At 66.7% G+C, this 16733-nt stretch carries 16 protein-coding genes; 10 read left to right on the top strand and 6 right to left on the bottom strand.

Annotation, left to right across the window (positions count from 1 at the left end):
• Window positions 1-18: 18 nt before the first annotated feature.
• Genes LC438_RS00420 through rpmH form a run of 5 tightly spaced genes read right to left on the bottom strand, consistent with a single transcriptional unit; the run spans window position 19 to window position 2425 of the window.
• The gene (locus LC438_RS00420; RefSeq protein WP_105673390.1) at window positions 19-510 is read right to left on the bottom strand and encodes a R3H domain-containing nucleic acid-binding protein; all 492 of its coding nucleotides are present in this window, start codon (window positions 508-510) and stop codon (window positions 19-21) included.
• Entirely contained in the window at window positions 507-1586 is a 1080-nt protein-coding gene (yidC, locus tag LC438_RS00415; RefSeq protein WP_105673391.1) for a membrane protein insertase YidC, read from the bottom strand. Before yidC ends, LC438_RS00420 begins: the two co-directional genes overlap by 4 nt.
• 3 nt (window positions 1587-1589) lie before the next feature.
• Window positions 1590-1940 (bottom strand): membrane protein insertion efficiency factor YidD, encoded by a 351-nt coding sequence (gene yidD / locus LC438_RS00410; protein WP_223585472.1) that lies wholly within the window; start codon window positions 1938-1940, stop codon window positions 1590-1592.
• Window positions 1937-2281 carry a ribonuclease P protein component gene (gene rnpA, locus LC438_RS00405; RefSeq protein ID WP_105673393.1) on the bottom strand — a complete coding sequence of 115 codons (345 nt, stop codon included), beginning with the start codon at window positions 2279-2281 and terminating at the stop codon, window positions 1937-1939. Before rnpA ends, yidD begins: the two co-directional genes overlap by 4 nt.
• Window positions 2282-2287: 6 nt before the next feature.
• Window positions 2288-2425, bottom strand: a complete 138-nt coding sequence (gene rpmH / locus LC438_RS00400; RefSeq protein ID WP_045257399.1) for a 50S ribosomal protein L34 — start codon at window positions 2423-2425, stop codon at window positions 2288-2290.
• A gap of 318 nt (window positions 2426-2743) precedes the next feature.
• On the opposite strand from rpmH, the gene dnaA reads away from it, so the two are divergent.
• The 7 genes from dnaA (at window position 2744) to LC438_RS00365 (ending at window position 13002) form a co-directional block, all read left to right on the top strand.
• Window positions 2744-4135 (top strand): chromosomal replication initiator protein DnaA, encoded by a 1392-nt coding sequence (gene dnaA / locus LC438_RS00395; RefSeq protein WP_105673394.1) that lies wholly within the window; start codon window positions 2744-2746, stop codon window positions 4133-4135.
• Window positions 4136-4673: 538 nt separating this feature from the next.
• Window positions 4674-5816: a DNA polymerase III subunit beta gene (gene dnaN / locus LC438_RS00390; protein WP_223585471.1), complete on the top strand. Its 1143-nt coding sequence runs from the start codon at window positions 4674-4676 to the stop codon at window positions 5814-5816.
• A gap of 218 nt (window positions 5817-6034) precedes the next feature.
• Complete coding sequence (gene recF, locus LC438_RS00385) at window positions 6035-7198, top strand: DNA replication/repair protein RecF (protein ID WP_105673396.1); 1164 nt, start codon at window positions 6035-6037, stop codon at window positions 7196-7198.
• Window positions 7191-7688: a DUF721 domain-containing protein gene (locus tag LC438_RS00380; RefSeq protein ID WP_105673397.1), complete on the top strand. Its 498-nt coding sequence runs from the start codon at window positions 7191-7193 to the stop codon at window positions 7686-7688. The genes recF and LC438_RS00380 overlap by 8 nt, the downstream gene beginning before the upstream one ends.
• Before the next feature lie 119 nt (window positions 7689-7807).
• Window positions 7808-9883, top strand: a complete 2076-nt coding sequence (gene gyrB, locus LC438_RS00375; protein WP_105673398.1) for a DNA topoisomerase (ATP-hydrolyzing) subunit B — start codon at window positions 7808-7810, stop codon at window positions 9881-9883.
• Window positions 9884-10054: 171 nt separating this feature from the next.
• Window positions 10055-12601 (top strand): DNA gyrase subunit A, encoded by a 2547-nt coding sequence (gyrA, locus tag LC438_RS00370; RefSeq protein WP_105673399.1) that lies wholly within the window; start codon window positions 10055-10057, stop codon window positions 12599-12601.
• Entirely contained in the window at window positions 12598-13002 is a 405-nt protein-coding gene (locus LC438_RS00365; RefSeq protein WP_105673400.1) for a DUF3566 domain-containing protein, read from the top strand. The genes gyrA and LC438_RS00365 overlap by 4 nt, the downstream gene beginning before the upstream one ends.
• Window positions 13003-13053: 51 nt before the next feature.
• Here the strand turns inward: LC438_RS00365 and LC438_RS00360 are convergent, their stop codons facing one another.
• On the bottom strand, window positions 13054-13764 hold the full coding sequence (locus LC438_RS00360) for a VIT family protein (protein WP_105673401.1): 711 nt from the start codon (window positions 13762-13764) through the stop codon (window positions 13054-13056).
• Window positions 13765-13882: 118 nt separating this feature from the next.
• On the opposite strand from LC438_RS00360, the gene LC438_RS00355 reads away from it, so the two are divergent.
• From LC438_RS00355 to LC438_RS00345, 3 genes are read left to right on the top strand one after another with little or no spacing between them, the layout of a single operon-like run.
• Window positions 13883-15148 (top strand): histidine kinase, encoded by a 1266-nt coding sequence (locus LC438_RS00355; protein WP_223585470.1) that lies wholly within the window; start codon window positions 13883-13885, stop codon window positions 15146-15148.
• Entirely contained in the window at window positions 15136-15825 is a 690-nt protein-coding gene (locus tag LC438_RS00350; protein WP_223585469.1) for a response regulator transcription factor, read from the top strand. The genes LC438_RS00355 and LC438_RS00350 overlap by 13 nt, the downstream gene beginning before the upstream one ends.
• Complete coding sequence (locus LC438_RS00345) at window positions 15822-16700, top strand: DUF4097 family beta strand repeat-containing protein (RefSeq protein ID WP_223585468.1); 879 nt, start codon at window positions 15822-15824, stop codon at window positions 16698-16700. The genes LC438_RS00350 and LC438_RS00345 overlap by 4 nt, the downstream gene beginning before the upstream one ends.
• Window positions 16701-16733 lie beyond the last annotated feature (33 nt).

Raw genomic sequence — 16733 nt, 5'->3', positions numbered from 1 at the left:
GCAGAATCACGTGAGGTCTCAGCGACGACGCAGTACGGTGTGGCGATCCGCGCCCTCACCGTACGACTCCGAGACAAGACCCTGATCAGCGGCAATATCGTGGACGAGCTTGCGCTCGTAGCTGGACATCGCCGGCAGGGAGGCCTGTGATGCCCCATCGTCCAGCTTGGCGGCGGCGGCATTCACGAGCGTCTCGAGCTGACGACGACGCGTGTCGCGCGAACCGCCGATGTCGAGGATGAGGCGCGAGAATGCACCGGTCTTGTTCTGCACGGCCAGGCGAGTCAGCTCCTGTAGAGCCTGCACGGTGTCGGGTGCCGAGAGCAGCGACAGTCCATCGCCCTCCGCCTCGACCGACACATAGGCGCGGCCCTGACGAACGTCGAGGTTCAGATCACCGTCGATGTCGGCGATGTCCAACAGCTCCTCGAGGTAGTCGGCAGCGACGTCGCCCTCGTTCTCCAGCTGAGCGACGGTCGGCTCGACCGCCTCGGTCAGGTTCTCGCTCATGCGCCGGATCCCTTCTTCTTCGCACGCTTCTTGCCCACGGGCTGCTGCCTCTTCGGGGCCTCGGCCTTGGCCTTCTCGACCTCTTCGACGAGACGCTGCTGCTCCGCCTCGAACACTGCCATGGGAACGACCTTGCCGGAGGAGTCGATCGCCTTGCCCTTGCGGGCCAGTCGCTCCTCGCGGGCCTTCGCCGCTTCAGAACCGGGCGTCGGCATCTCACGGATGACCAGGAACTGCTGACCCATCGTCCACAGGTTCGAGATGAACCAGTACACGACGACGCCGAGCGGGAAGAAGACACCCGAGAAGATGAAGCCCAGCGGCAGGATGTAGAGCATGATCTTCTGCATCTGGTACGCCTGGCCGGTCTTGGCCTCGGGCGACAGGTTCTTCGAGATGATCTGCAGCTGAGTGAAGAACTGCGAGCCGATCATGAGCACGACGAGCGTGACCAGGATGATGATCGCCGTGGTGTTCTGCTTCTCCCACGCGTTGCCGAGAGTCTCGTGCAGAGACGCGACGCCGAAGAGCTTGGCGTCGTAGAACTCCTTCGTCAGCTCCGGGCTGAGAAGACCGACACCACCCAGACCGGCCTCGGCGTGCTTCTTGACGTCGCTCAGCACCGAGTACAGCGAGAAGAACACGGGCATCTGCACGAGGAGCGGAAGACAGCTCGACATCGGCGTCGTGCCGTGCTTCTTGTACAGGGCCATGGTCTCGCGGCTCATCGCCTCACGGCTGAGCTGGTCCTTCTTGCCGCGATACTTCTCCTGCACTTTTCGCAGTTCAGGAGCAATTTCCATCATCTTTCGCTGGCTCTTGATCTGTTTCACGAAGAGCGGGATCAGAGCAGCGCGGACGACGATCACGAGTCCGACGATCGACAGCACCCAGGTCAGACCGGATGCCGCGGGGAGTCCGACGGTCGTGAGGAGCCAGTGCCAGGCGACGAGCACGAGCTCGACGAGCCACTTCAGCGGCCAGAGGATCGTGCCGAGCAGGTCGAAGCCGCCGGACGCAGCTCCTGACGGAGACGGCGACGGCGTGGCCGCAGCGAGCAGGAGGTCAAGACCCACTGTTCAGTCCTTTCGGGCAGGGACGACGAAACCGTGTGAAGTCAGGTCGTAGCGGAAGTGTTCATGCGGACGAACGTCGTCGACGCCGCCGCGAGTCCAGGGATTGCAGCGGAGGATGCGCCATGCCGAGAGCAGCGTTCCCCGCGCGGCGCCGTGCTGTTGCACCGCACCTACAGCGTAGGCGGAACAGGAGGGGTAGTACGCGCACACGTCGCCGTACATCGGTGAGATCACCCTGCGGTATCCGGTGAGGAACCCGAGCACGAGGTTCCGAGGGATCAACGGGATGCTGCGGATCAGGTCATGCGCGTCGAAGTGCGCCGATCCGATCGACGAGGCGGGAAGCGCGCTCATGCCGTCACCCGGTTCAGGCGTCCGAGACAGCGGTTCACTTCGGTGCTGAGCTCCGCGTAGCTCGCCGTCGCGGATGCAGGAAGGGCACGGATGACGACATCCGTGCCCTCTGGAACCAGCGGCAGGGCCTCAGCGCAGACTGCTTTGAGTCTGCGACGGACGGTGTTGCGCACGACGGCGCCACCCACCTGCTTGCTGATGATGAATCCGAACCTCGCGGCTCTGCTCTCGCCCGTCGACAACATGGACGTCACGACGCGCGACCCGCCACAACGGGATCCGCGTCGAACGACCAGTCGATAGTCGCTCCCGCGGGTCAACCGAAAGGGGCGGGCGAGCACAGCGGGTTACGCGGAGAGCTCGACGCGGCCCTTCCCGCGGCGAGCCGACAGGATCGCGCGGCCGGCACGGGTGCGCATGCGGGCACGGAAACCGTGCTTCTTGGCGCGGCGGCGGTTGTTGGGCTGGAAGGTGCGCTTGCTCATGGGATCACTCCGGGAATGCTGTCACCGGAACCATTTCGACCGGAGACATAGGGAACTGCCGTTCAGGCATAAGTCAACCGACTAAGGGTACGTCTTGACGGCGCGCAGAGCAAATCTGCGCGCTCAGAGGCCAAGGGGCGGCCACGATCCGCACAGCTATTATCCACAACCTGTGCGTCCTCGCGAGACGCAACACGCCCGCGGATTTTCAAGGGCAGGTTGCCGTTCTCAGCCCAGGTGACTACCGTGGCATCCGAAGTTATCCACAGGGGGGACGCGATTCCGAGCATCCCTCCTCGATCCCCTGCCCGGAGCGTCATGTCCTCACCTGCCCAGCCCGACGTTCCGATCTGGACCACGGTGCAGGATCTGCTGGAGGCGGACGACCGGGTCACGCCGCAGCTGCAGGGATTCCTCAGCCTCGCCGTGCCGGCGGGCGTCATGGCCGCGACCCTCTATCTCGAGGTGCCCAACGACCTCACCGCCGCCCAGATCAACAAGCGGCTGCGGCTGCCGATCATGGAGGCCCTCGCCCACGTCGGCGAGGACGTCACCTCGTACCGGGTCGTGGTGAACCACGAGCTCGCCGAGCAGCCGACAGCACCCATCGCGGTCCCCGACTACGGGCGTCAGGAGTCTCAGCGGCCTGAATCGCCGATGGAGCAGCCCACCCCGCTCCGCCACGAATCGCGACTGAACCCGAAGTACACCTTCGACAACTTCGTGATCGGCCAGTCCAACCGCTTCGCCCATGCCGCAGCGGTCGCGGTCGCGGAAGCTCCGGCCAAGGCCTACAACCCGCTCTTCATCTACGGGGACTCCGGGCTCGGCAAGACCCACCTCCTCCACGCGATCGGCGACTACGCGCAGTCCCTCTACGCCGGGGTGAAGGTGAGGTACGTCTCCAGCGAGGAGTTCACGAACGACTTCATCAACTCGATCGCGAACAACCGCGGAGCCGCGTTCCAGGCGCGCTACCGAGAGGTCGACATCCTCCTCATCGACGACATCCAGTTCCTGCAGGGTCGTGCCGAGACCCAGGAGGCGTTCTTCCACACCTTCAACACGCTGCACGACCACAACAAGCAGGTCGTGATCACCAGCGATGTGGCGCCCAAGCTCCTCACGGGCTTCGAGGACCGGATGCGGAGCCGCTTCGAATGGGGTCTCATCACCGACGTGCAGGCTCCCGACCTGGAGACGCGCATCGCGATCCTGCGCAAGAAGGCGCAGAGCGAGTCCCTCCACATCCCCGACGAGGTCCTGGAGTACATCGCGACTGTCGTCTCCTCCAACATCCGCGAGCTGGAGGGAGCACTCATCCGCGTCTCGGCGTTCGCGAGCCTCAACCGCTCGGCGCTCGACATCTCCCTCGCCCAGACCGTGCTGCGCGACATCGTGGACACGGCGGAGGACAACGTCATCTCCCCGACCGACATCATCACGGCCACCGCGCAGTACTTCAAGCTCACCGTCGACGACCTCTACGGCTCGAGTCGATCGCAGCAGATCGCGACCGCACGGCAGATCGCCATGTATCTGTGCCGTGAGCGCACGAGCCTCTCGCTCCCGAAGATCGGGCAGCTGTTCGGCAACCGCGACCACACCACCGTCATGTACGCGTACAAGAAGATCAGCGAGCTCATGAAGGAGCGGCGCTCGATCTACAACCAGGTGACGGAGATCACCACGCAACTCGGCCGCCGCTGACGGCCTCGACACACGTCTTCCGACGAAAAGGGGGACACGGCATCCGTTCGGACGCTGTGTCCCCCTTTTTGCCGACTTGACAGCCCTCTGAGCGATCGGATATCACGTTTTCACACATGTGGATAACTTGTGGATGAATCGTGTTTCGGTCGGGACGGATGTGGGGTTAACGGGAGAACCTGTGGATAACTACGGGAGTGTCCACAGGTCGATGGATGCCACGAACCCGCGGATTCCTCAGGGATTCCACAAGTGACAAGCGTGTAGTTCCTTACTCGCGACTGCTTTCCACCGAGTTATCCACAGTATCCACAGCTGTTAACACTGTTAAGGAGTTAACCCGTCTTAAGCGCGATCCGATCACCAGACGGTGCGGAGAAGCCGCCGCGGCCCTTCGAATCACAAGTCGTAGGGAAGTGCTCGACTGTGGGGCTAGCATGGGAAGCCCTGCACCGGCAGGAGCGATCACGTCTTGTCATTCGACGACGATGTGGCTGTCAAGAACGACCGAGTCATCAAGAAACGACGAGGAGCACCCGTGAGGTTTCAGGTCAACCGCGATGTCTTCAGCGAGGCTGTCTCCTTCGTGGTCAAGCTGCTCCCGCAGCGCAACCCTCAGCCGATCCTCGCCGGTGTGCTGATCGAAGCCGACGGATCCGGTCTCACGCTCTCGGCGTTCGACTACGAAGCATCCGCTCGCACCACGATCGAGGCCACCGTCGACACGCCTGGCACGATCCTCGTGCACGGCCGACTGCTCTCCGATATCGCCAGCCGCCTCCCGAACGCGCCGATCGAGATCGCCGTCGAGGAAGACGGCGGGATCACCGTCACCTGCGGTTCCGCTCGGTTCACCCTTGCGGCCATGCCCGTCGAGGAGTACCCGTCGATCCCCGAGGTCTCCGGTTCCTCCGGTGTCGTGCCGGCTGACGACTTCGGCACCGCGATCTCGCAGGTCGGCTTCGCGGCATCCCGCGACGATGTCACCCCCGTCCTCACCGGTGTGCAGCTCGAGGTCTCGGGCCAGAGCCTCAGCCTCGTGGCCACCGACCGGTACCGCGTCTCGCTCCGCGACGTCCCGTGGGACGGCGCCGAGGTCGAGAGCACTGCGCTCGTCCCTGCTCGCACGCTCGTCGAGGTCGGCAAGACCTTCGGTCACGCCGGCACGATCCAGGTCGCGTTCTCCGGAGCGGGCGACCGCGAGATCATCGCCTTCACCGCGGGCAACAAGACCGTCACGTCGCTGCTGATCAAGGGCAACTTCCCGCCGGTCCGCCGCCTCTTCCCCGAGCAGACCGATCACTACGCGGTCGTCAACACCGCCGACCTCATCGAGGCGGTTCGTCGTGTGTCGCTCGTGCTCGACCGTGCCGCTCCGCTGCGCTTCACCTTCTCCAGCGAGAGCGTGACGATGGACGCGTCCGGCAGCGAGCACGCCAGGGCATCGGAGTCGGTCGACGCGATCCTGCACGGTGGCGACGAGGTCACCCTCGGACTCAACCCGCAGTACCTCATCGAGGCGCTCGGCGCGGTGAAGAGCGAGTTCGTGCGGGTCACGTTCACGTCCAGCGACAACGCGAACAAGCTGAGCCCGGTGCTCATCACCAGCCAGACCTCGGTCGACCAGGCCGGACTCGACTCGTTCAAGTACCTGCTCCAGCCGAACCTCCTCCTGCGCTGATCCGCAGCGGCATCACGGCTCGCCGAACGCTCGGATCAGGCGTCCTCAGGATCGTTCCTGACGACGGTTTTCCGGTCCCCGCGTGGCGGGCCCGGCCGAGAGGGCCGAAAATCGCCTCTCAGACGGATCCTCCGCCACCCCGCGGAACGGTCCAGGGGCTCAACCGGGTGGGCAGCAGGCCGAGATCGACTGTCGGACCCGAAAGGTAGGCTGACTCCGTGATTGTGGAGCACCTGAGTCTGGTCGATTTCCGCAATTACGCGACCGCAGAACTCACCCTCCACCGCGGACCGAACGTGCTCGTCGGCCGCAACGGACAGGGCAAGACGAATCTGGCCGAAGCGGTCGTGTTCCTGGCTACGCTCGGTTCGCATCGGGTGTCGTCGGATGCGCCGATGGTGCGCGACGGCCAGGAGTTCGCGATCATCCGCGCCCGGCTCTCCCACGGAGAGCGCAAGGTCCTCGCCGAGGTCCAGCTGAACAGGCAGGGATCCAACAAGGCGCGCATCAACGGGTCGCCCTCGAAGACCAGCGAGCTGCCGCGGTACGCCCACGTGGTCCTGTTCGCTCCGGAGGATCTGCAGATCGTCCGCGGCGACCCCTCGTCGCGTCGACGATTCGCCGATCAGCTCCTCATCCAGCGCACACCCCGCATGTCCGCAGTGCTCGCCGACTACGACCGCGTGCTCAAGCAGCGCACCGCACTGCTGAAATCGGCGCGGGCCCGTGGCATCCGCGGGGAGGCCCTCACGACCCTGGACGTCTGGGACGACAAGCTGGTCTCCCTCGGTTCGGAGATCATCGTCGCGCGCCAGCGGCTCGCGACCGATCTGCAGCAGCCCGTGGCCGATGCGTATGCGGCGATCGCCGGCGCCGACCACCGTCCCCAGCTGGAATGGGCGCTCTCCGTGCGTGGAGGCGACCCCGAAGACGGGCAGGATGATGCCGTCACGGAGACCACTGGCGATATATCGGAGATGTTCCGCGCGTCACTCGCGGCCAAGCGCACGCAGGAGCTCGATCGCGGACTCACCCTGACCGGACCGCATCGCGACGACCTCGTCCTCCGCGTCCGCGACCTTCCCGTCAAGGGCTACGCCTCGCACGGAGAGTCCTGGTCGGTCGCCCTCGCCCTGCGTCTCGCCTCGGCCGAGCTGCTCCGCAACGAATCGCCCGCCGGGGACCCCGTGCTGATCCTCGACGACGTGTTCGCCGAACTCGACGCCGATCGGCGTCAGCGGCTGGCCTCCCTCACGTCCGGCTACGAGCAGGTGGTGGTCACCGCGGCCGTGGAGGAGGATATCCCCGAGGTGCTGCACGCGCACGTGGTGCGCATCACCGCAGGGACCATCAGCGACGAGCGGGAGGAGAGCCATGACTGACATCGCCGCGGCATCCGACACTCCGGAGACCGTCGCCACCTACCTGCGGCTGCGGGGCCTCAAGCCCAGCTCGAAGAACTGGAAGCGCAAGCGGCGCATCGCGGACGACGACGAGAACGCGCCGTTCACGCCGGGTCGCGACCCCGGTTCGCTCGGCGCGGTGCTCGACAAGCTCACCCGTGACTCCGGCTGGCAGACGACCCTGGCCCGTGAGGACCTGGTGCTGCAGTGGGCCGAGCTCGCCGGTTCCGACACGGCCAAGCACTCCGAGCCGGTGTCTCTCGAGCGCGGGCTCCTCACCGTGAAGTGCGACTCGACGGCGTGGGCGAAGAACCTCCAGTACATGCGGGCGACCATCCTGACCGAGATCGGCAGGAGGTACCCGGATGCCGGCGTCCAGAACCTCCGCTTCATCGGACCGGACGTCCCCTCTTGGAAATGGGGTCCCAGAGCCGTTCCAGGGCGGGGTCCTCGCGATACCTACGGGTAGGGGACCAGATATGGGGTCCGAATCGCTCAGAAGGGCACACACGGCGTTCTAGCGCACATATCGAGACGAAAACCCCTTAGAATGGGAGTTCGTAATATCGATGTGGAGAATGCCCTCTGATGACGCCTGAATCCCCTGCTGACGAGACGGAATCGACCAACGGGGGAACCCCCGAGAACGAGGGCACCACTGCACCCGCACCCAAGGCGCAGCAGCCCGGTGAGTACGGCGCGGACTCGATCCAGATCCTCGAGGGTCTCGAGGCGGTCCGCAAGCGCCCCGGTATGTACATCGGCTCCACGGGTCCGCGTGGTCTGCATCACCTGGTGTACGAGATCGTCGACAACTCCGTCGACGAGGCGCTGGCCGGGTACGCCGACACGATCTTCGTGACGCTGCTGGGCGACGGCGGAGTCCGCGTCGTCGACAACGGCCGCGGCATCCCCGTCGACCCGCACTCCTCCGACCCGTCGAAGTCGACCGTCGAGGTCGTCCTCACGATCCTGCACGCCGGCGGAAAGTTCGGCGGCGGCGCCTATGCCGTCTCCGGCGGTCTGCACGGCGTCGGCTCCTCGGTGGTGAACGCGCTCTCCACGCGCTTCGACGTCGAGGTCAAGCAGAAGGGCTTCGCCTGGCGCCACAGCTTCGCGAACGGCGGCGTGCCGCAGCAGCAGCTCGAGAAGGGCGAGGCGACAGACGAGACCGGAACGAGCATCACGTTCTGGCCGGATGCCGAGATCTTCCAGGAGACGGTCGACTTCGACTACGACACGCTCCGGACCCGCTTCCAGCAGATGGCGTTCCTGAACAAGGGACTCCGCATCGAGCTGAGCGATGAGCGTCCCGACTCCGCGTACGAGACGGAGGAGGACGGGCAGGCCGTCACGAAGCAGCCGAACGACGTGTTCTTCTACGAGCGCGGACTCGTCGACTACGTGGAGTACCTGAACCGGGTGCGTCACGCCGAGGTCGTCAACGACGAGATCATCGCCTTCGAGTCGGAGGACACCGAGCGCAAGATCTCCCTCGAGGTCGCGATGCAGTGGACCACCTCGTACACCGAGAACGTGTTCACCTACGCGAACACGATCAACACCCACGAGGGCGGCACGCACGAGGAGGGCTTCCGTGCGGCGCTGACCACCCTCGTGAACAAGTACGCCAGGGCGAACAACATCATCAAGGAGAAGGACGACAACCTCTCCGGAGATGACGTCCGCGAGGGGCTGACCGCGGTCATCTCGATCAAGCTCGGCGAACCGCAGTTCGAGGGACAGACCAAGACCAAGCTCGGAAACACCGAGGCGAAGGCCTTCGTGCAGAAGGTCGTGGGCGACCAGCTCGGCGACTGGTTCGAACGCAACCCGAACCAGGCGAAGAACGTCATCCGCAAGGCCATCGACGCCGCGACCGCTCGTCTCGCCGCCCGCAAGGCGCGTGAGACGGCCCGTCGCAAGAGCGTCTTCGAGTCGGCCGCGATGCCCGACAAGCTCAAGGACTGCACGAGCAAGGACCCGTCGATCAGCGAGATCTTCCTCGTCGAGGGTGACTCCGCAGGCGGTTCTGCCGTGCAGGGTCGCGACCCGCACACCCAGGCGATCCTGGCGCTGCGCGGCAAGATCCTCAACGTCGAGCGCGCGCGTCTCGACAAGGCCCTGGGCAACAAGGAAGTCCAGGCGATGATCCAGGCCTTCGGCACGGGCATCGGCGAGGAGTTCGACATCGAGAAGGCGCGGTATCACAAGATCGTGCTGATGGCGGATGCCGACGTCGACGGCCAGCACATCACGACGCTGCTGCTGACGCTGCTGTTCCGCTACATGCGCGGACTCATCGAGGCGGGCTTCGTGTACCTCGCGATGCCGCCGCTGTACCGCCTGAAGTGGTCGAACTCGGCTCACGAGTACGTCTTCAGCGACGCCGAGCGCGACGCCCTGCTCAAGCACGGCCTCGACAACGGCAAGCGCATCCCGAAGGATGCCGGCATCCAGCGCTACAAGGGTCTCGGCGAGATGAACCCGAAGGAGCTGTGGGAGACCACGATGGATCACTCCACGCGTACGCTCCAGCAGATCACCATCGAGGATGCCGCGGCGGCCGACGAGATCTTCAGCGTGCTGATGGGTGAGGACGTCGAGTCCCGACGCAGCTTCATCCAGCGCAACGCCAAGGACGTCCGCTTCCTCGACATCTGATCCCTACATACACAAACACGCGAATCGGAGGCTACCGCCACGCATGACGTGAGGACGCAGGGATGCCGCGGAGCGAGCATCGGGAGGGGCCCGCGAAGCGGGAGGGTCCCCGCTCTGCGAGCGAAGCGGCATCCCGGAGTCCGGTAGCCACAAAAGAATCGAACGAGAACCATGACTGACGACATCCGCCCCGAGCCGGAACACGAACACGGCAAGATCGACCAGGTCGACCTGCAGTCGGAGATGCAGCGCAGCTACCTCGACTACGCGATGGCCGTGATCGTCGGCCGCGCGCTCCCCGACGTGCGCGACGGCCTCAAGCCCGTGCACCGCCGCGTGATCTACGGCATGTACGACGGCGGATTCCGCCCCGACAAGTCGTTCTCGAAGTGCGCGCGCGTCGTCGGCGAGGTCATGGGTCAGTACCACCCGCACGGCGACTCGGCGATCTACGACGCCCTCGTCCGTCTGGTGCAGCCGTGGTCGCTGCGGTATCCGCTGGCCCTCGGCCAGGGCAACTTCGGCTCCCCCGGCAACATGGGCGCCGCAGCCCCTCGGTACACCGAGACCAAGATGGCCCCGCTCGCGCTCGAGATGGTGCGCGACATCGAAGAGGACACGGTCGACTTCACCGACAACTACGACGGTCAGACCCAGGAGCCGACGGTCCTCCCCGCCCGCTTCCCGAACCTGCTCGTCAACGGTTCGGTCGGCATCGCGGTCGGCATGGCGACCAACATCCCGCCGCACAACCTCCGCGAGGTCTCGGCCGCCGCTCTCTGGGCGCTGGACAACCCCGGCATCTCCCGTGAGGAGCTCCTCGAGGGACTGATCCAGCGCATCCCCGGTCCTGACTTCCCGACCGGCGCGCAGATCCTCGGCACCAAGGGCGTCCACGAGGCGTACCGCACCGGCCGCGGCTCGATCACGATGCGCGCCGTCGTCAACGTCGAGGAGATCCAGGGTCGTACCTGCCTCGTCATCACCGAGCTCCCGTACCAGGTCAACCCTGACAACGTCGCGGTGAAGATCGGCGATCTCGCCCGTGACGGCAAGATCACCGGCATCGCCGACATCCGCGACGAGTCCTCCGACCGCACGGGTCAGCGTCTCGTCGTCGTCCTCAAGCGGGATGCCGTCGCCAAGGTCGTGCTGAACAACCTCTACAAGCACACGCAGCTGCAGGAGAACTTCGGCGCGAACATGCTCGCGATCGTCGACGGGGTGCCGCGCACCCTCGCGATCGACGGGTTCGTGACGAACTGGATCACCCACCAGCTCGAGGTCATCGTCCGTCGCACCCGCTTCCGCCTGGCCAAGGCCGAGGCGCGCATGCACATCCTGCGTGCGTACCTGAAGGCGCTCGACGCGCTCGACGAGGTCATCGCGCTCATCCGCCGCTCGCCCACGGTCGACGAGGCGCGCAGCGGACTGAAGGCGCTGCTCGACATCGATGACGACCAGGCCGACGCCATCCTGTCGATGCAGCTCCGCCGCCTCGCGGCCCTCGAACGTCAGAAGATCCTCGACGAGGCCGCCGAGCTCGAGGTGCAGATCGCCGAGTACAACGCGATCCTCGCCGACGAGGCGCTGCAGCGCGACATCATCCGCGAGGAGCTCACCGGCATCGTCGACCGCTTCGGCGATGACCGCCGGACGCACATCCTGCACGGCTTCGACGGCGACGTCTCGATGGAAGACCTCATCGCCGAGGAGGAGATGGTCGTCACCGTCACCCGTGACGGCTACATCAAGCGCACGCGCAGCGACAACTACCGTTCGCAGCACCGCGGCGGCAAGGGCATCAAGGGCGCCCAGCTGCGGGCGGATGACATCGTCGAGCACTTCTTCGTGACGACGACGCACCACTGGCTGCTGTTCTTCACCGACAAGGGTCGCGTCTACCGCTCCAAGACCTACGAGGTGCCGGAGTCGGGGCGCGACGCGAAGGGCACGCACGTCGCGAACCTGCTCGCGCTGCAGCCGGGCGAGAAGATCGCGCAGATCCTCGACATCCGCGACTACGAGGTCGCCGAGTACCTGGTGCTCGCGACGCGCAACGGCCTGGTCAAGAAGACGAGCCTGTCGAGCTACGACACCAACCGTCAGGGCGGGGTCATCGCGATCCGTCTGAACGATGACGACGAGCTGGTCTCGGCGCTCATGGTGAACGCCGAGGACGACATCCTGCTGATCAGTCGCAAGGGCATGTCGGTCCGCTTCAGCGCGACCGATGAGGCGCTCCGTCCGATGGGCCGAGCGACCGCCGGCGTCAAGGGAATGAAGTTCCGCGGCGGCGACAGCCTGCTCTCGGCATCCGTCGCCGCCCCCGGCCAGTACGTGTTCGTGGTCACCGACGGCGGCTACGCGAAGCGCACCGCGATCGACGAGTACCGGGTCCAGGGACGTGGCGGATTCGGCATCAAGGTCGCCAAGCTGAACGACGATCGGGGCACTCTCGCGGGTGGTCTGATGGTCGCGGAGGACGACGAGGTCTTGGTGGTTCTGTCCAGCGGCAAGGTGGTACGCTCTGCCGTGGCCGAGGTCCCCGCAAAGGGCCGCGACACCATGGGAGTGGTGTTCGCACGGACCACGGACGCAGACCGCATCCTCGCGATCGCCCGCAACGGCGAACGAGGACTCGGCGAGGACGAGGCCGAGACGGATGCCGACCCCGCGGCTCCCGAGACGACAGACACCCCTGAGGAAAACGCATGAGCACAGTAGCCGACAAGCTGGCGAAGAAGTCCACGCGCAAGACCAGCGGCAAGCAGGTCCGCCTGCGCCTGGTCTACATCGACTTCTGGTCGGCCGTGAAGCTCTCCTTCCTGGCGGCCGTCGCGCTCGCGATCGTCACCATGGTGTCGTTCTTCCTGATCTACATGGTGCTGCAGGCCACCAACGTCCTCGCTCAGGTCGACGGCTTCGTCTCCAGCTTCACCGACAACAGCGTCCGTCTGTCGGAGGTCGCCGGCCTCCCGCAGGTCATGGCCTTCGCCGCGGTCGTGTCGATCCTCAATCTGATCGTCGTGACTGTGCTCGGCGCCGTCGTCGCCGGCATCTACAACCTGGCGGTCAAGGTCACGGGCGGACTGCTCGTCGGCTTCATGTCGAACTGATCTTCACAGAGAACGAAGGGCGGATGCTGCGGCATCCGCCCTTCGTCGTTCTCAGGCGACGCCCGTGGTGCCGAGCAGGGTGCCGATCAGCCAGGTCACGGCGAGAGCGAGCGCGCCGCCGATCACGAGACGCACCGAGGCGCGCACCGGTTTCGACCCGCCGATCCTCGCGCTCACCGCACCCGTGACGGCCAGGGCGACGAGCACGGCGACGAAGGTGACGGGCACTCGCCACGCCGGCGGCGGCAGCAGGATCGCGAGCAGCGGCAGCAGGGCTCCGAGCGTGAAGGCGATGGCGGAGGACATGGCGGCGTGCCAGGGGTTGACCAGATCGTCCTGGTCGATGCCGAGTTCGACCTCGAGGTGCGCCGAGAGCGCGTCGTGGGCGGTCAGCTCCTCGGCGACCTTGCGAGCCGTCTCCTCGCTGAGACCCCGTTCCCGATAGAGCGAGGTGAGCTCCGCGAGCTCCTGCTCGGGGAGGGTGCGCAGCTCCTCCTTCTCCTTCGCGATGAGCGCGCGCTCACTGTCGCGCTGGCTGCTGACCGACACGTACTCTCCGAGCGCCATGGAGATGGCGCCGCCGACGAGCCCCGCGATCCCCGCCGTGAGCAGTGCCGCGTTGTCGGTCGTGGCGCCGGCGACGCCGACCACGAGCGACGCGACCGAGACGATGCCGTCGTTCGCGCCGAGCACCCCCGCTCGCAGCCAGTTCAGCCGCTGGCCGAGTCCTGCACCGTGCGCTTCGCCTTCATGAGTGGTCATGAGGCCAGTGAACCAGAGACCCGGTGTACAGGTCGACGGCGCAGGGTAGGGAAAACCCGAAGTCGAGAGTCCGGGTGCCTCCGTGTCGCGGGTCGCGGCGTCACCGTACCTTGGGACTATGACCACACAGACTGCGACCCCACTGCAGGAGGGCACGGCGAGACCGCCGCTGCGGATCCTCCTGACGATCCTCCATCTCGCCGCGCTCGGCGTTCTGGGCGCAGGCATCTTCGGAATGCTGACCGGCCTGTTCGGCGCCGGACTCGGGCTCCTCTTCGCCTTCGGCATCGGCATCTTCCTGCTGATCGGCCTCGTCTACGCGCTCTTCGGCCTCGGCTGGTTCGAGGTGGCGCGAGTCGGTTCGCTGTACCGCGTGCCGGTGGCGCCGCTGCGTCGCCGCACCAGCGACCGCCCCGGCTTCAGCGGATGGGCCCGCTCCCTCGGGCGTCAGGTCATCGACGGCCGGATGTGGAGGGCTCTCGCGAACTTCGCGCTCGCGTGCATCGCCGGTGTGATCGTGCTGCGTCTGTTCTGGACCCTCGTCTGGTCGGGCATCATCTCCTTCGCACCGCTCGCGGGCGACGGAGAGGTGGACGGCCCGTTCGGCTCCCTCGTGGATGCGGCATGGGCCCCGGTGATCGGTGCGCTCGGCGTCGTGCTGAGCGCCGCCGGCATCGTCGGTCTCGCCCTGCTGCACCGCACGCTGTCGCTCGCGATCGTGGCGCAGAGCCGCGAGGCCGAGCTCACCGAGCGCGTGCGCACCACGACCGCGCAGCGCGAGGGCGCCGTGCGGGCGGCCGACCTCGAGCGCACCCGCATCGAGCGCGACCTGCACGACGGCGTCCAGCCGCGGCTCGTCTCCGTCGGCATGACGCTGGGACTCGCGCATCAGAAGATCGACGACGACCCGGCAGCCGCGAAGGGCCTCATCGCCGAGGCGCACACCTCGACGAAGGCGGCGATCACCGAGCTGCGGCAGCTGGCCCGCGGCATCCACGCCTCGGTCCTCGACGACCGCGGACTGGACGCTGCGCTGTCGGCCCTCGCGAGCCGCTCCCACATCCCCGTGAGTCTCGACGTCCGCATGGACGGACGCTGCAGCCGCGAGGCCGAGGCCGCCGTGTACTTCGCGATCGCCGAGTCGCTGACCAATGCCGCCAAGCACTCCCGTGCGAGCGAGGCGCGGGTGACCGTGCGGCTTCGCGAGGGAGGCACACTGTGGGCTCGCGTCGAAGACAACGGCATGGGCGGCGCGCAGGTGCAGCCCGGCGGTGGACTCGACGGCATCGCCAACCGCATCCTCGCCGCCGGGGGCACGTTCCGCCTCGACAGCCCTGCGGGCGGACCCACCAGCCTGGAGGTGAACGTGCCATGCGCATCCTGATCTGCGAGGACTCCGTCCTGCTGCGCGAAGGACTCGTGCGACTGCTCGAGGACGCCGGCCACCAGGTGGTCGCCGCTCTCCCCGACACCGATGGCCTCGCCGAGGCGGTGGCGGATGCCGCGCCCGAGCTGTGCATCCTCGATGTGCGCCTCCCGCCGACGTTCACAGACGAGGGGATCCGCGCTGCGCTCGCGCTGCGGGCCACCGACCCCGCGCTGCCTCTGCTCGTGCTGTCGCAGTACGTCGAGGAGCGCTACGCATCCGACCTCATCGCCGCACAGGGCGGCCCCCTGGGCTATCTGCTGAAGGACAGGGTCGCCGACGTGTCGGAGTTCCTGGAGTCGGTCACCCGCATCTCCGAGGGTGCGACCGTGCTCGACCCCGAGGTCGTCGCGCAGCTGCTCACGAGACGCAACAAGGACGACCGGATGCTGCGGCTCACCGAGCGCGAGCGCACCGTGCTGGCGCTGATCGCGGAGGGAAAGTCGAACCAGGCGATCGCCGCGCTGCTCTTCCTCTCTGAGGCGAGCGTGGAGAAGCACATCACCTCCATCTTCCAGAAGCTGGGCTTCGAGCCGGACGAGTCGGGCAACCGCCGTGTGCTCGCTGCCCTCGCCCACATCGAGAACACCGGCGGCCCGACGCCGCCCGCAGGCCAGACAGGAGCCGCACGATGAGCACCGAACAGAACCCCCTCACTCCCCCTCCCGCGTCTTCGCCGGCTCAGGTACCGGCTCCGGCCCAGCCTCAGGCTGCGGCTCCGCGACCGGGCGGGACGAGCTGGATCACCGTCACGCTCGCCGTGATCGGCGGGCTCGCGCTGGTCGGAACCGGAGCGACGGCAGCGGTCGCCGCATCCGGAGATCTGTCTCGCAGCGACACCGTGCTGGAGCTCGACGTCACGGGCGTCTCGGAACTCGACCTCAACGCGAGCGCGAGCGATGTGCGTGTCGAGTTCGGCGACGTCGACCAGGCGCAGCTCGCCGTGACCGGCGGCCGCGGCGGCCCCTGGACGCTGCAGCGCGACGAGGACGAGCTGCTCGTCCGCGGACCGGAGACGGTGTTCGGCTGGTGGTTCGGCGGCTGGTTCGACGACGACCGCTCGGTCGTGCTGACCCTTCCGTCCGAGCTGCAGGGGCTCGACGCGTCCTTCACTCTGAGCGCGGGCAGCCTCGACGTCACGGGGCGCTTCGGGGAGCTCGACACCGAGCTGTCGGCGGGCGACCTGACCATCTCCGGGTCGGCGTCGTCTCTCGACGCCGACGTGAGCGCCGGCAGCGCCGACATCCTCCTCGACGGAGTGCGCGAAGCCGACTTCGCCGTATCGGCCGGCGACCTCACGGTCGAGCTCACCGGTGCAGCGCCGAGCGAGACCTCGATCGACGTGAGCGCGGGCGGTCTCGACCTGAGCGTCCCCGCCGGCGAGTACAACATCACCCAGAACGTGAGCGCGGGAACGCTCGACAACAGGCTCGACCACTCCTCGAGCTCACGGAACTCGATCGATGTGACCCTCTCCGCTGGCACGGTCACGCTGCGTCCGGGCAGATGATCGAGAGGCGGATGCCGGGCCGAAACGCCCGGC

Source organism: Microbacterium sp. OVT16B (assembly GCF_019969705.1).
GTDB lineage: Bacteria > Actinomycetota > Actinomycetes > Actinomycetales > Microbacteriaceae > Microbacterium > Microbacterium natoriense.
This window is presented reverse-complemented; position numbering and strand designations above follow the sequence as displayed.